The organism is Streptomyces vinaceus, from assembly GCF_008704935.1.
GTDB lineage: Bacteria > Actinomycetota > Actinomycetes > Streptomycetales > Streptomycetaceae > Streptomyces > Streptomyces vinaceus.
On record NZ_CP023692.1, the window covers coordinates 1,853,149 to 1,868,782 of the forward strand.

At 69.5% G+C, this 15,634-nt stretch carries 7 protein-coding genes and 1 pseudogene; 6 read left to right on the forward strand and 2 right to left on the reverse strand.

Translation table 11 applies throughout. From position 1 onward, the window contains the following. Positions 1-24: 24 nt before the first annotated feature. The 3 genes from CP980_RS08130 to pglX all read left to right on the forward strand — a co-directional run bounded on the left by CP980_RS08130 (position 25) and on the right by pglX (position 11,790). The gene (locus CP980_RS08130; RefSeq protein ID WP_150527859.1) at positions 25-3,315 is read left to right on the forward strand and encodes an AAA domain-containing protein; all 3,291 of its coding nucleotides are present in this window, start codon (positions 25-27) and stop codon (positions 3,313-3,315) included. A 178-nt stretch (positions 3,316-3,493) separates the two neighbouring features. Next, positions 3,494-8,182: a BREX system serine/threonine kinase PglW gene (gene pglW / locus CP980_RS08135; protein ID WP_150527860.1), complete on the forward strand. Its 4,689-nt coding sequence runs from the start codon at positions 3,494-3,496 to the stop codon at positions 8,180-8,182. Then, positions 8,179-11,790 (forward strand): BREX-2 system adenine-specific DNA-methyltransferase PglX, encoded by a 3,612-nt coding sequence (gene pglX / locus CP980_RS08140; RefSeq protein WP_150527861.1) that lies wholly within the window; start codon positions 8,179-8,181, stop codon positions 11,788-11,790. The genes pglW and pglX overlap by 4 nt, the downstream gene beginning before the upstream one ends. A 60-nt stretch (positions 11,791-11,850) precedes the next feature. On the opposite strand, the gene CP980_RS08145 is transcribed toward pglX, so the two are convergent. Together CP980_RS08145 and CP980_RS08150 are read right to left on the reverse strand one after the other, a co-directional pair. Further along, positions 11,851-12,060, reverse strand: a complete 210-nt coding sequence (locus CP980_RS08145) for a DUF397 domain-containing protein (protein ID WP_150527862.1) — start codon at positions 12,058-12,060, stop codon at positions 11,851-11,853. Beyond that, positions 12,042-12,822 (reverse strand): annotated as a pseudogene (locus CP980_RS08150) (helix-turn-helix domain-containing protein). Before CP980_RS08150 ends, CP980_RS08145 begins: the two are co-directional and overlap by 19 nt. A 208-nt stretch (positions 12,823-13,030) precedes the next feature. Between CP980_RS08150 and CP980_RS08155 the strand changes: the two are divergent. From CP980_RS08155 to CP980_RS08165, 3 genes are all read left to right on the forward strand, one after another. Continuing rightward, positions 13,031-13,300 (forward strand): hypothetical protein, encoded by a 270-nt coding sequence (locus CP980_RS08155; RefSeq protein WP_150527863.1) that lies wholly within the window; start codon positions 13,031-13,033, stop codon positions 13,298-13,300. Between the two features lie 14 nt (positions 13,301-13,314). Beyond that, positions 13,315-13,533, forward strand: coding sequence for a hypothetical protein (locus CP980_RS08160; RefSeq protein WP_150527864.1), 219 nt, complete (start codon positions 13,315-13,317; stop codon positions 13,531-13,533). Positions 13,534-13,715: 182 nt separating this feature from the next. Further along, positions 13,716-15,599 carry a DUF2075 domain-containing protein gene (locus CP980_RS08165; protein WP_229907199.1) on the forward strand — a complete coding sequence of 628 codons (1,884 nt, stop codon included), beginning with the start codon at positions 13,716-13,718 and terminating at the stop codon, positions 15,597-15,599. The last annotated feature ends 35 nt before the right edge of the window (positions 15,600-15,634 follow it).

Genomic DNA, 15,634 nt, shown 5'->3' on the forward strand with positions numbered 1-15,634 from the left:
ACCGGGCAGATCGGGGGACGGTAGGTGGGATGGCGCGAGGAGATCGCCTCGGCGCTCGGCGAGTGGATCGCTGTCGAGGGCGGCGTCGGCAGGCAGCCACGCTGGCAGCGCGTCGGCAGGGCCGCCCGCAGCGGTGATCCCGGTCGATACGTGGTCGATCTACGGGGCTCCGACATCGGACCGGAACAGCTGGACTCCTTGAGGCTGGCCGGACCGGAGGATGACGGCATCGAGACCAAGGGCTTCGCCGTCTCCGAGACCGCGCAGAACGGCTCCCTGCTCACGGTGCGGGTACCGGAGTTCACCGAGATCGCCGACCCTCACCTGTGGATGCTCAAGCAGCCGCCCACCTTCCTGATCGAGGCCTTGCGTGACGGCATCGCGGCACTGGGCGAGCATCCCCTCGCCACTGCTCTCGCTACCGCCGCGATCGGCGGCTCCTCGGCCCACGCCGTCGACCCGCCGGGCTTCCATCCCGCCCAGGCGGACGCCTACCGGGCCTGCCTGGGCGAAGGCGTCCATCTGGTGTGGGGGCCTCCGGGCACGGGGAAGACCACCGTCCTCAAGCGTGCCATCGGGGACCTGATCGCCCAGGGCCGGCGCGTGCTGCTGGTGTCGGCGACCAATATTGCCGTGGACAACGCCCTGCTGGGGGTGGTGCGGGAGAAGCGCCACGCGTCCGGTGACATCGTCCGGGTGGGACCGCCGCACCTGCGCGAGGTGGCCGAGGACCCTTCCGTCTCCCTGCCCCTGATGGTCCGGGCCCGGCTGACGGAGGCAACGGCCCGGCGCACGGCGCTCGAGGCCGAACTCGTCGCGATCGGGGACCGGGCAGGCCAGTTGGCAGCGTTGGAGAGCAGCCTTGCGGGATTCGACGCCTCGTCGTACTTCGCGGCACTGAAGCTCATACGGACGCCCGGACAGGACGTGGCGGCGACGCAGGCCCAGGTGAAGGAGGCGGAGCAGCGGCTCGGCCAGGCGGTACAGCGCCTGGCTCGCCTCGGGGAGGCCATCGGGACGGCGCACGCCCGTCAGAAGGCCGCCGAAGATGCGAAGGTCCGTTGGCGCGATGTCGACGACCTCTCGGAGGAGATCACCCGGGTGCGGGAGGCGGCCGGCAACGTCGAGGCCGACGCCCTGCTCGCGGACGACCACCGCCGCGCCCTGGAGCTGAGGCTGAAGGACCTTGAGGCGAAGGGCGCCGTCGGCAGGTGGCGACAGCGCGACACGATCACCGCCCTCCAGGACGAACTGGCGGACGCCCGGCGGGCCGCGAGCGACGCCCGTGTGGCAGCCCAGGAAGCCCGCGCCACCGCGACCGCGCACATCGCCCGTATCGGTGCACGCATCAACGCACTGGCCGAGACCATCCCGCTCACCCAGGACCAGATCGCCCGGCTCGAAGCCGATGCCCGAGCCCTCGTGGCCGAGAGCGAGCAGGCGCAGCAGCATGCGCTCGCCCTCGAACAGGATGCGATCCGGGCCTCCGAGACCGCCGCCCGCACCCGGCAGGCCCATGCCCTGACCGAACACGCCGCCGGACGGGGCTGGCCGGCCCAGCACGACCGGGCCGAACGGCTGCGTCCCGCCGTGGCCGCCGACCGCACCCGCCGCCCGGAGCTGGAGAAGCAGTACCAGCAGGCACAGGAGGAGTACGAACGGCTCGCCCGCAACGCCCAGGGCGAGATCATCAAGTCCGCCAAGCTCGTCGCCACCACTCTGGCCCGGTTCCGCACCAACCGAACGGTCTTCGAAGGACCGTACGACGTGGTCCTCGTCGACGAGGCGGGTGCCGCGACCCTCCCCGAGGTCCTGCTCGCCACCGGAAAGGCGGACCGGGCGGCCGTCCTGCTCGGGGACTTCATGCAGCTGGGGCCGGTGATCCCGCCGGCCCTCGGCAACAACGACCGCCCCGACATCAAGCGGTGGCTGCACCCGGACGTCTTCCAGCACTGCGGCATCCATGAACCCGCCGACGCCCAGGCGCACTCGTCCTGCGTCACGCTCACCGAACAGCACCGCTTCGGCCCCGCCGTCATGCGGCTGGCCAACGACCTCGCGTACGGCGGAGCCCTCACGGGCGGCCCCCAGGTGTTGCGGGAACGGCCGGACAACGACCCCGAGATCGTCCTCATCGACACCGACGGCCTGCACGAGCTGGCCCGCGCCCACCTGACCGGCAGCCGCAAGGGGTGGTGGCCGGCCGGCTCCCTCATCGCCCGCGCCCTGGTGGAACTCCACCGCGAACAGGGTGAAGAGGCCGGCATCGTCACGCCGTACGGCGTCCAGGCCGAGGCCACCCTGGAGGCACTGCGTGACGTCGAAGGCGCGGGGCGTCCGCTCGCGGAGGTCGGTACGGCCCACCGGTTCCAGGGCCGGGAGTTCGACGTCGTCGTCTTCGACACGGTGGAGGGCAGCGGGGACAGCCGGGAACTGTGGATGGCTCTCGCCCACCGACAGCCGGGGGCCGACGCCTGGCACCGCAACGGCGTCCGCCTCTTCAACGTGGCGGTGACCCGGACGAAGGCCCGGCTGTACGTCGTCGCCGGCGGCGCCCGCGTCAGGAACGCCAAGCCGGGGACGGCCCTGGCACGACTGGCCGCGCTGATCGGATCCCCGGGCGTCCGGGTCCTGAAGGCCAAGCACCTGATCGCCCCGCCGAAGGCCCCGGTGCCGTTCCGCGGCGAGTTCGGCACGGCCCTGGCAGAGGTGCTGGGCCGGCACGTGGAGGTGACCGACGTCGACGACGAGAGGACCTTCTACGACACCTTCGCCGAGGAGATCCTCCAGGCCCGCCACTCGCTGTGGCTCTGGGCGCCGTGGGTCGCGAAGCGGCTCCGCTCCCTGCTGCCTGCCCTGGCCGCCGCCGCCGACCGGGGCGTGCGGATCACCGTCTTCATCCGCGACGACACGGACCAGCTGCAGCGCAAGCCCGCGAGCCAGGCGCTGATCGCGGACCTGCGCGCCGTGGCCCACACCGTGATCCCGATGAACGTCATGCACCAGAAGATCGCGGTCTTCGACGAGCGGACCGTCCTGCTCGGCAGCCTGAACGCCCTGTCCCAGAGCTGGACCCGGGAGGTGATGGTCGCGATGCGCGGCGCGTACTTCGCCCGCAAGCTGCTCGCGCACGAGCACGCGGAGACCTTCGCCCGCCCGCCGAAGTGCGGCCGGTGCCGGGGCACGGAGATCGAGATCCGGCGGCGGAAGAACGGTAACTGGTTCTGGCGCTGCTACGCCACCGCGTGCAAGACCACCCCTTCCGGGCGCTCCGACGCCTGGACCCAGGACATCCACCTGCGGGCCGGCCGCTGACACCTCTCCTGTCCGGACCCAGCCACCACACCGGGGACCTGCTCCTTTTCACTCTGATCAGGTCCGGCTGTCACTCCCTGCCGTTAGGATTCTCGGAGTTTCCGCCGAGTCCGGCAGTGCAGGACGGAACGGGCGGAGATCACAGACGGCGCGGTGACGGAGAAGGCAGGAACGGCGCATGCGGGAAGGCCGCTGGACCACGGTCACCGAGTCCGAGTTCGACCATGAGCGCCGCGCGCTGGACGCCATCAAGGAGCAGCTGCCCGACGCCGACCCGTGGCGGGCCTGGTCCAACTTCACCTTCACCGCGAACACCGGCCACGTCCGCGAAGTGGACCTGCTCGTCGTCGCCCCGGGCGGCGCCTGCATGATCGAGCTGAAGAACTGGCGCGGCACGGTCACCAGCGAGAGCGGCACCTGGGTGCAGATCAAGCCCAATGGCCGCCGGGAGTCACACGGCAACCCGCTGCACCTGGTCAACAAGAAGGCCAAGGAACTGGCCGGGCTGCTCGGACAGCACGGCAAGCGCGTCTGGGTGGCCGAGGCGGTCTGTTTCACGGACGGCTCCCTGCGGGTCCGGCTGCCCGCCCACGACCAGAACGGGATCTACACCCTTCCCGAGCTGCTCACCATGCTGAAGCAGCCGCCGCGGGACGAGCGCCACCGGATCACCGCCGTCGACTCCCGGGAGATCAAGGGCGCACTGGAGCGGGTCGGCATTCGCCGCAGCGACGCCGAGTACAAGGTGGGCCCGTACGAGCTGGAGCGGAAGGCCTTCGACACGGGGCCGACCTGGGCCGACTACAACGCCAAGCACAGCGAGCTGCCCGAGACCGCCCGGGTCCGCATCTACCTCCGGGAACGCGGCTCCTCCGCGGCATTGCGGCAGTCGGTGGACAATGCCGCCCGCCGGGAGGCCGCCGTACTCCAGCGGTTCAGGCACCCCGGAGTCGTCCAGTACCGGCAGTACTACCCGTCCGAGCACTCCGCCGGCCCCGTCGTCGTGTTCGACTACGACCGGCAGACCCTGCGCCTGGACGAGTACCTCCACCAGTACGGCGACAAGCTGGACATCCTGGCCAGGATGTCGCTGGTCCGGCAGCTCGCCGAGACGATGCGCTCCGCCCACTCGCGCCGCATCTTCCACCGGGCACTGGCCGCCCGCGCCATCCACGTGATCCCGCGCAGCCGGGGCCGCGAGGGCCGGACGGTCGGCGAGGAGGCCGCGTGGCTCGCCCCGCGCCTGCAGATCTCCGACTGGCAGATCGCGACCCAGAGCAGCGGCACCGGCGGCGCCACCCCGGGCGCCACCCGGCTCGCGCCCACCGCGCTCTCCGCCATGCACCTGTCGGAAGGCTCGGACCCGTACTTCGCACCCGAGCTGACCGCCCTCAGCGCCGACCCGGTCTACCTGGACGTCTACGGTCTCGGGGTCCTCACCTACCTGCTCGTGACGGGCAAGCCCCCGGCCGCCAGCCAGGCCGAGCTGCTCGCGCGGCTCGAAGCGGGCGAAGGGCTGCGGCCCAGCTCGCTGGTGGACGGCCTGTCGGAGGACATCGACGACCTGGTCCAGGCCGCCACCGCCTACCGGCCCGCCCAGCGGCTGTCCACGGTGGACGAGTTCCTGGAGATGCTGGAGCTGGTCGAGGATGCGCTCACCGCGCCGTCCGCCGATTCCGCCGCCGTCCAGGACCCCACCGACACCGCGAACAGCGCCGACACTGCCGCCGCGGCCCCCGAGAAGGACCCGCTAGAGGCCGTGGCCGGGGACCTGCTCGCCGGCCGCTGGGAGGTCCGGCGCCGGCTGGGCACCGGCTCCACCAGCCGGGCCTTCCTCGTCCGCGACCGTGAGGCCGATCCGCGCCATCCCCGCTCCCTGGCGGTCCTCAAGGTGGCCCAGTCCGACAGCCGTGGCTCGGTCCTGGAACGCGAAGCCGAGATCATGGGCCGGCTCCGCGCCGACTCCCGGGTGATCCGGCTTATCGAGCCGAAGCCCCTGAGGATCGGGGGTCGTACGGTCCTCGCCCTCGAGTACGTGGGTGACGAGCGGGCGGCGGACCCGGACGGCACGGACGAGTCCGGCAGCCGTACCCGCCGCCGCGAGGAGACCGTCGCCCGCCAGCTCCGCGACCGCGGGCGCCTCCCCATGGACCAGCTGGAGGCGTACGGCGACTACCTCTTCGGCGCCGTCGACTTCCTGGAGGGCGAGGGAGTCTGGCACCGCGACATCAAGCCGGACAACATCGCCATCCGGATCCGCCCGAACCGCACCCGCGAACTCGTCCTGATCGATTTCTCGCTCGCCGGCTACCCGGCGACGGAACACGAAGCGGGCACCGAGGGCTACCTCGACCCGTTCATCGGCACCCTCACGCGCACGGCGTACGACTCACACGCCGAGCGGTACGCGGTCGCCGTCACCCTGCACGAGATGGCCTCCCGCGAGCTGCCGAAGTGGGGCGACGGCTCCCTCCCGCCCCGGATGACCGACCCGAAGGAGTTCCCGTACCCGCTGATCGCGGCCGACGCCTTCGAGCCCGCGGTCCGGGACGGCCTGGTGGCCTTCTTCCGGAAGGCCCTGGCCCGGGACACGGCCAAGCGGTTCCCGGACCTCAAGCCGATGCGGGACGCCTGGAAGAAGATCTTCCTGGACGCCTCGCAGTCCGTCCCGTCCAGCCACCGCTCCCGCCACCCCGAGCCGGCGACCGCCCCGCAGGCTCCCGAGGCCGGTGCTCCAGCCATCGCGCGGGCCGATTCCCTGACCGCTGACGAGCAGCGCGACCGGCTCGCCGCCGAGGTCACCCGGGACACCCACCTCTCGGCCGCCGGCCTGACCCCGGCCGCCGAGTCCTTCCTCTACGGGCTGGACATCACCACGGTCGGCGGCCTGCTCGACTACAGCCGCGTCAAGCTCCTCAACGCACCCGGCCTGGGCGCAAAGACGCGGACCGAAGTGCAGCGCCGCCAGCGCGAGTGGGGGAACCTGCTGCGCGAGGAGCCGCTCTCGCCGCTCAGCCCGCGCGGCCGGGCCGAGGCCAAGGAGGAGCTCGCACGGCTCACCGCCGCAGAGTCAGCCGTACTCGGCGAACTCGCGACGGGCGAAGGCGCGGGCGGCCTGTCGGGCAAGGCCCTCCGGTCGGTCACCCTGGACACCCTCGCCACGCTCCTCGTACCGGAGCTGAACAACAACCGCTCGAACGCCAACAAGATCGAAATGGTGCGGCTGCTGCTGCGTCTTCCCGACGAGCGCGGCGAGCTGCCCCCCATCGGAGTGTGGCCTAAGCAGAAGGACGTGGCGGAGTCGCTCGGCCTATCCGCCGGACGCATCCCGCAGATGCTGAAGGAGGAGCGCAAGCGCTGGAAGAAGCACCCGGCGGTGCAGGCGCTCCGTGACGAGATCATCGGCCTGCTGGAAGGGCTCGGCCGGGTCGCTTCCGCCGTCGAGGTCGCCGACGCGCTGGCGGTGCGCCGCGGCACCCAGCTCGCCGAACGGGAACAACGGCGCGCGCTGGCGCTCGCCGCGGTCCGCGCCGTAGTGGAGGTCGAGCAACTCGACCCGGAGGAAGCCGAGTTCCAGCACCAGCCGAACCGCAAGGCGACGGAGGACTCTCTGGGCGCGGGCCTGCTGGCGTTGGACGTCCGCGAGTCCGACGGCCCGGACACCCCGACCGCCCCCGGTCTGCTGGACTACGCCTCCCGTCTGGGCCGTACCGCGGACCGGCTGGCCCGTCTGGAAACCCTGCCGACGGCGGCGACCGTCCTCGGCGAGCTAAACGCGCTCACCGTCCCGCCAGGCACCATCGACTGGGACGAGCGCCGCCTGGTCGAGCTGGCCGCCGCCGCCTCGGCGAACGCGGCGGCCACCCCGCGCCTGGAGATCTACCCCCGCGACCTGGCCTTCGTACGGGCCCTGCGCCTCACCCAGGCCGGCCTCGTACGCCTCACCCCGGGCATGCCGGAAGGCCGCCAGCCCGGCATCCGGGCGGAGGACATCCACGAGCGCGTACGGGCCCGCTTCCCGGAACTGGTCGTCCAGGACGCGCGGGGCGGGCTGACCCACGACCTGCCGACCGGCGGACCGCTGACCAAGGCCCTACGGGACGCGGGGTTCGACCTGACCCTGTCCACGCGTGAGGGCACGAAGACGCTGCGCTACCTGCCCACCCGCATGGACAGCATCACCAGCTACCTCACCTCCGGCTCCGGCCCGCGCGCCACGGACCTCGGCGCCGCGATCCGCTATGCGGACGACCCGCTGCTGGCGGGCGCCGCCCGCGCGGACGAACGGCTGCGCGTCTCCGCCCGCAAGGACGGCTACCGGGTCCTCACCGTCCACCACGGCAGCTCGCCAGCGGCGGTCCGGGCCCTGCGAGACCGCATGGGCGCGGCAGCGGTCTCGGTCACCGAACTCTTCCTGGAAGCCCTGCACGCCCTGGTCCCGCCCGGGACCAAGCCGACGTGGGAAACCCTGCTGAAGGCGGACGCGGCGGAGTCAGGGTCGCGCGGCGCGCTCAAGTTCGCCGAGTACGCGCGGACGGCCTGGGGCGCGGTCGAGCCTCGGGTACGAGACCTCCTCTCCCCTGCCGCCGGCTCCGGCCCGGTCCTCCTCACGGACGCATCGGTCTTCGCCCGGTACGACGCGATGGGCGTCCTGGACCGGCTGGCCGAAGCCGCCCGGCAGGGCGGGCGCGGGCTGTGGCTCCTCGTTCCGCAGGGTGACCCGGCGCGGGAGCCGAGGCTGGGGCAGGTGGCCGTGGCCTACCAGGTGGGCCTGGGCGAATGGATCGAACTTCCGGACTCATGGGTCCAAGACCGGCACCGGCAGGCAGCCGGCGCCACTGCTTCAACCGAGGGAGACGCCAAGTGATCGACCGCAAGGCCCTGTTGGACGATCTGAAGAAACAGGTCACAGCGGCCGAGGCCGATCTGACGAAACAGGTCAAGGCCGTCGAGGAGGTCGGGGCGAGGCTGAAGGCCGAGTACGACCGCGCCCGCAAGCTGGGCCGCACGGCGGCGACCTGGAACTCCTGGCTGGACGACCGCGTCACCCAGGTCGCGGTGGCCTGGGTCCTGGGTACGGTCTTCGTCCGCTTCTGCGAGGACAACGGCCTAATCCCAGAGCCGTACCTGACGGCGCCGGGGACGGACCGCCGAGACCTGGCCCTGGCCAAGTACGAGGAGTACGTGGCCACGTCCGCGGACCCGACGTACCGCGGCTGGCTGGAGCACGCCTTCGAGGAACTGGGCACCGGCCAGGCGGGCCGCCTCCTCTTCGACCGCCGCCACAACCCGCTGTACCAGATTCCCCTTTCGCACGACGGCGCCAGCGACCTGGTGGACTTCTGGCGCGCCCGCGACGAGGCAGGCGTCCTGATCCACGACTTCACAGACCCGCTGGAGGAGGACGGGGACGGCACGAAGGGCTGGGACACCCGCTTCCTGGGTGACCTGTACCAGGACCTGAGCGAGGCCGCACGAAAGACGTACGCGTTGCTCCAGACCCCGGAGTTCGTGGAGGAGTTCATCCTCGACCGGACGATGAACCCGGCGGTCCGCGAGTTCGGCTACGAGGGCCTGAAGATGATCGACCCCACGTGCGGGTCGGGCCACTTCGTCCTGGGCGCGTTCCGCCGCCTGGTCCGCCTGTGGGCGGAAGGCCAGCCGGCCAAGGACCTGCATGAGCGCGTCGCCGCGGCCCTGGATTCGGTCCACGGCGTCGACCTGAACCCGTTCGCGGTGGCCATCGCGCGATTCCGACTGCTGGTGGCAGCGATGGCTGCGAGCGGAGTCCGGACCCTGGCGGAGGCCGCCAAGTACGAGTGGCCGATCCACCTGGCCGTGGGCGACTCCCTGATCAAACACCGCCACAAGCAGGAGAGCCTGTTCGAGGGCGACGGCTCGGAGGACGCGGACGAACTGGCCGAGTTCAAGTACGAGACCGAAGACATCCACGAACACCCGGACATCCTGAAGCAGGGTCGCTACCACGTGGTGGTCGGCAACCCTCCATACATCACCGTGAAGGACAAGAAGCTCAACGAGCTGTACCGAGGGTTGTACGACACCTGCGCAGGCTCGTACGCACTATCAGTGCCGTTTGCGCAACGGTTCTTCCAGCTTGCGAAGGCTGGAGACGCCCAGAGTGGGCAGGGGTACGGGATGGTCGGCCAGATCACCGCGAATTCCTTCATGAAACGTGAATTCGGAACTCGACTAATCGAGACCTACTTCGGACATGAAGTAGAGCTGACGGAGGTCATCGACACCTCCGCAGCACACATCCCGGGACATGGGACACCAACAGTCATCCTCGTAGGCACACCACGCCACGGAGGCTTTCGGGCACACACCGTTAGAGCCGTACGAAGCATCCAAGGAGAACCTTCCGCGCCAGAGAACGGGGAAGAAGGGTTTGTCTGGAAGGCCATCACGGAACAGATTGACAAACCTGGATCCCGTACGAAGTGGGTATCAGTCGACGACTTGGACCGGAGCCAATATTTCAGTCGACGTCCATGGATTCTGGCAGACGGCGGCCTGGAACTTGCTTCGGCTATCACAGCAGGCGGCGCGGGAACGCTCGGACAATTCGCCAGCTCAATTGGCGCAGGAGCAGTAACCCGCGAAGATGACGCTTACATGGTCGGCTCGGGGTATGCACGCCGAAGGGGGATCCCCGTCACGGAGCTGCGACCGATCGTCGAGGGAGCCCAGGTTCGCGACTACGCACTCTGGAATCCCACAGTCTCGATTTGGCCTTATAGAGACAGCGACCTGAAGCCAAGCGCTACGAAGCAGACGCAAAATTCCCTTTGGCCCTACCGCAAACTACTCCAAGAACGGTTTGCTTTCGGAAAAACCCAGCTTGAGCGCGGCCTAGCCTGGTTCGAGTATTCGATGTTCTTCGCCGATCGATACAGAACATCACTGGCCATTACCGTGCCAGAGACGACGACCGTTAACCATTTCGTGCTGGATCGCGGCGGCAAAGTATTCAAGGATACTGCACCAGCCATCAAGCTCGACGAATCAGCAACGGAGGACGAATACCTCGATATTCTCGGAATCCTGAACAGCTCAACCATCTGCTTCTGGCTAAAAATGAACTGCCACGACAAGGGCAGCCAATCAGGCACAGGCGGATTCATGCACGACGAATGGGAGCGATTCTATCAGATCAAGGGGTCGAATCTGGGGCGTATCCCTATCGCAAGGGATCACCCCAACCTCCTAGCTTCCAGGCTTGACGCCCTCGCGCGGAAGATCAACGATTCCAGCCCTACCGCGGTTACTCGGCCGGACACACCGACAACCTCGGCCCTCCAGGCTGCTCACTCCTCATGGATTTCAGCTCGATCGCATATGATTGGCCTGCAAGAGGAACTGGACTGGTCAGTCTATTCGTCATACCACCTACACCCCGAACCTCTGGTAGCCGAAGACCCCACGCATGTTCCAGAGATTACCTTGGGGGAGCGTGCGTTTGAAATCGCGCTGGCCCGACGAATGAAAGCCGGAACCGAAGACACCGTTTGGTTTGACCGTCATGGGTCGACGCCCATCACGGAGATCCCGGCCCACTGGCCTGCCTCATACCGCGAGGTCGTTCAGAAGCGGATCGACGCCATTGAGTCGAGCCGCGCCATCGGCATGATCGAGCGGCCTGAGTACAAGCGCCGCTGGGCCACCGAGGGCTGGGACGCGCTCCAGGAGAAGGCGCTCCGCGCCTGGCTGCTGGACCGGATCGAGGACCGCTCGCACTGGTTCGATGAGAATGACAAGCCCGCGCTCGTCACCCTCTCCCGGCTCACGGACAACCTGTCCCGCGACGAGGACTTCGTCTCCGTCGCCAAGATCTACGCCCCGCGCAAGGAGCTGCCCGCCGTCGTCGCCGAGCTGATGGCCGACGAGCACGTGCCGTTCCTCGCCGCCCTGCGCTACAAGCCCTCCGGGCTCAAGAAGCGCGCTGACTGGGAGCACGTCTGGGACCTCCAGCGGCAGGAAGATGCCGCCCCGGACGAGCCGGCCAAGCGGAAGATCCGGGACAGCATCCCTGTGCCGCCGAAGTACACCTCGGCCGACTTCCTGCGCCCCTCCTACTGGCGGGCACGCGGCAAGCTCGACGTACCCAAGGAGCGCTTCATCTCCTACGGGCAGACCAACGCCCCCACCCCGGAGCTGTACGGCTGGGCCGGCTGGGACCACGCCGAGCAGGCGTACGCACTCGACACGTACATCGCCGCCAACGAGGCCCTGACCGCGGAGGAAGCGACGCCGTTCTTGGCCGGCCTGCTGGAGCTCCAGCCATGGCTGGACCAGTGGCACGAGGAGTTCGACGCGACCTTCGGCTCCTCCAAGGCCGCGTTCTTCCGTGGTGACCGCCAGATGGAACAGGGCAAGCACGGTCTGACAAACGACGACCTGCGGGCCTGGCGTCCCGCCGCCGCGACCCGCGGGCGGCGCACCAAGAAGTAGCCCGCTGACACGGCGAAACGGCTCCCGCGATCAGTTCGATCGCGGGAGCCGTTTCGTAGCTCAGGAAGTGAGCCGACCGGCCTTCACTGCGGCTACGAACGAAGCCCACCCATCGGCACGGAACATCAGCACTGGGCCGTTCGGGGTCTTGCTGTCGCGCACCGGCACGACGGTCGAGAAGTCATCGGAGACCTCGACGCAAGCACCGCCGTCTGGGTTGCTGTAGCTACTCTTCCGCCACGTCGCGACGCTCAGGTCGATGGATCGCACGGCACTTCCTCCAACATACGCAGGACGAACTTCCGCGACTCGGCGGGGGAAAGAGCCATGTCGCGCACCGAATCGTAGGCATGTTGCAAGCGTTCGACCGACGCGTTCGTCTCGATGAGTTCGCCTCGGTGGGTGTTCTCCGTATAGGCGACGGTACGCCCCTCCGGCAGGCGAAGGAACCAGATATCAGTGGCCACAAGCCCATGCATGGTCAAGCTGTCCGTGCCACACACCGGCATCCGACGTGGGGGTGCGCAGCACGGCCTCCGAGAGGATCGTACGGAACGGCGGCGCCCCCTTGCCCTCCAACAACTCCCTGCGCCCCATGCGCGCTTGTACCTGCTGGGTGAGTTCGGGCTCCACCAGCCCACCCATGGCCAGCAGCTCCTTTGCGTAGACGGGGGTCTGCAACAACCCCGGCAGCACGCTCACCGCGAAATGCCACAGGCTCACCGCCTCCGCCTCCAGCGCCATGTAGCGCCGGTACTGCTCGCGGAACTGCCGCTGGTCGCCCGCCGCGACCTCCCACAGCGCGAGCAGCAGCCCCGGCGTCCCGTAGTGCTGGTCCAGTGCCTGGACCACCTCCGGGCCGCCCAGGGTCTCGCCCTTCTCCATCTTCCCGAACAGCGACCAGTCCCACCCCAGCCGCTCCCCCAGCTGCCGCAGACTCGCACCGCTCCCCGTCCGGAGTATCCGCAGTTCCTCCGCGAACCGCTGGCGGGGTTCCTGGCTGCGGCCTGTGATGACGCGTCGCTGCGGCATCGCGCTCCCCTCCGAGGACGGTGCTGGCGTGGAAGGTGTGGAACCACTGATCACCTGCGGCGAAGCACAACAGCCCCACGGCGTGGCGGGCCGGTTCCGGAGACATGCTCGTCATGCCCGCACTACGCACGGTAATCCGACGTGCCGACCCGGGTCAGGCGAACGACGGAAACCCCCTCGACCGGAACTCCCCACGACAGGAGCCCTCATGGCAACCACGCCACACCGCCGGACCACGAACACCGCACACGCCGCACGCGCAGCCCGCGCCAAGGTCACAGAAGCCCTCGCCGCGCGCGACGCACTCGCCGCCGCCCTCTCCCGGGCCGGAATCCAGCTCCCCGCCATGGACGTCCGTACCCCCTGGCCCGAGGAGCGCGCCGACGAGGCCCGGTACGCGCTCGTGCACCTAGGGGTCTGCTCCGCGCCCGTCGCCCACGCCCTCGCCACCGTCATCGCCAAGGGCGCCGCCGGGTGACAGACCCGCCACCCGTGCGCCTCCGGCCCGGCGACGCCGTACGGGACCGTCGACGCGGCCGGGTCGGTGTCGTCACCGGCCGCGACGACGCCCACGACGGCGTCCGGCTCCGCCCGCTCACCTCCGGCCCGCAGTGGACCGCCGAGGCGGCCGATCTGGAGCCGGTGAGCCACCGGGAGCGGCTGCGAGCCTGCCTCGCCGAGGTGAACGCCCGCAGCCGGAGATCGATTTGAGCCAGACGTCCAGGCCAGGCCTGCCCGGAGCGGTCGGGTGATCACGGCCTGCCCTACCATGGCCGGACCAATCTCAGCGGCCCGACGAGCTTCCTGACCGCACGCGCGCAGGCGCGGGGCGGACACCGACCAGGACATGCCCCCACCCGCACGAGTCACTTCGTGCTGCCTGGGGGCAAGTCTTGCTGTTCCGCGAATCCGTGGCATCCGTGGCCGCCCGCTTCTTCGGCGGTTCGGTCGCGGAAGGGGCGCTCGCGCTGATGCTGGCCGAGAACTTCCTGCACGCCCGGGGCCACCGCCCGCACCCCTCGGAGATCCACTCCTGGGAGCGCAGCCTCCCCGTCCTCGCGAACACCCTGGTCGAGGCCGGTCTCGGCGACGTCGAGATGCTGATCGAGTACTCACTGCCGCTCACCAGCAAGCGCGCCGACGTGATACTGGCCGGCGTGCACCCGGCCACCGGTGAGCCCTCGTACGTCATCGTGGAACTCAAGCAGTGGAGCAGGACGTACCAGGAGGACGGCGACCCGCAGCTGTGCCGGGTCGACGCGTACGCCGATCCCCAGCTGAACCCGATCGAGCAGGTCCGCGCCTACTGCGACTACCTGGTGTCCTTCAACGGCGCTGTGGAGCACACCCCCGAGTCGGTCGCCGGGGTGGCCTACCTGCACAACGCCAAGGACTCCGACGTCCGGTGGCTGCGCGAGGTGCCCGAGGACCTGCACGGGCGGCTGTTCACCCAGGACCAGCGCAGTTCCTTCCAGACCTACCTTCGCTCTCGGCTCGCCCCGAAGCCCGGCGGCGAGGCCGCCGAGATCCTGCTGCACGGCAAGGTGCGGCCGTCGAAGCAGCTGATGAAGGTGGCGGCCGACGAGGTCCGCAACCGCGAGCAGTTCGTCCTGCTCGACGAGCAGAAGGTCGCCTACGAGCTGGTGATGTCGGCGGTCCGCAAGGCCCAGCGGGCGAACCACAAGCAGGTGATCATCGTCGCCGGCGGGCCGGGCTCCGGAAAGAGCGTGATCGCCCTGTCGCTCCTCGGCGAGCTGTACCGCCGGGGAGTGGCCGCCCTCCACGCGACCGGGTCCTCCTCTTTCACCGAGACCATGCGGAAGGTCGCGGGAGCTCGGAAGACCGAGGTGCAGAGGCTGTTCAAGTACTTCAACAGCTTCATGGAGGCAGAGCCGAACGACCTCGATGTCCTGATCTGCGACGAGGCGCATCGCATCCGCCTGACCTCCGCCAATCGCTACACCCGGGCCGCGCTGCGCACCGGGCGCCCCCAGATCGCGGAGCTGATCGACGCCGCCCGGGTGCCCGTCTTCCTGCTGGACCAGCACCAGGTGGTGCGGCCCGGGGAGATGGGTACGGTCGCGGAGATCGAGCAGGCCGCGAAGGCTCAGGGCCTGGACTGCACGGTCGTCAACCTCGACAGCCAGTTCCGGTGCGGCGGCAGCGAGGCGTACCTGCGCTGGGTGACCCACCTGCTCGGGCTGGAAGGTGACGGGTCCGTCGTCTGGGAGCCGGACGACAAGGTGCAGCTGCTGACCGTGGACAGCCCGCAGGAGCTGGAGGACTTCCTGACCGCCCGCAAGGCCGAGAAATACGGTGCTCGCATGGCAGCCGGCTACTGCTGGCCGTGGACCAAGAAGATCACCCCGGAGATGACGGAGCTGCCCGCCGACGTCGTGATCGGCGACTGGGCCAAGCCGTGGAACGTGCCCGGTGACCGATCCCTGTTCGGGGCGCCACCGCGCGCGCTGTGGGCCACTGAGGAGGCCGGGTTCGGGCAGGTCGGCTGCGTCTACACCGCGCAGGGCTTCGAGTACGACTGGTCCGGCGTGATCATCGGGCCGGACCTGGTCTGGCGTACCGACCGCTGGGTGGTGGACCGTACCGCCTCGAAGGATTCGGAGCTCAGGAAGGCGACCGACGACGAGATCGGCCCACTGATCCGCAACACCTACAAGGTGCTGCTCACCCGGGGCATGATCGGCACCGTGATCTACTCCACCGACGCCGAGACCCGGGAGAAGCTCCGCGAGCTGATCCCGGCCGCCCAGGTGTGATCGTCTCTGGCGATATCGGTCCCGCGATGTCCGAC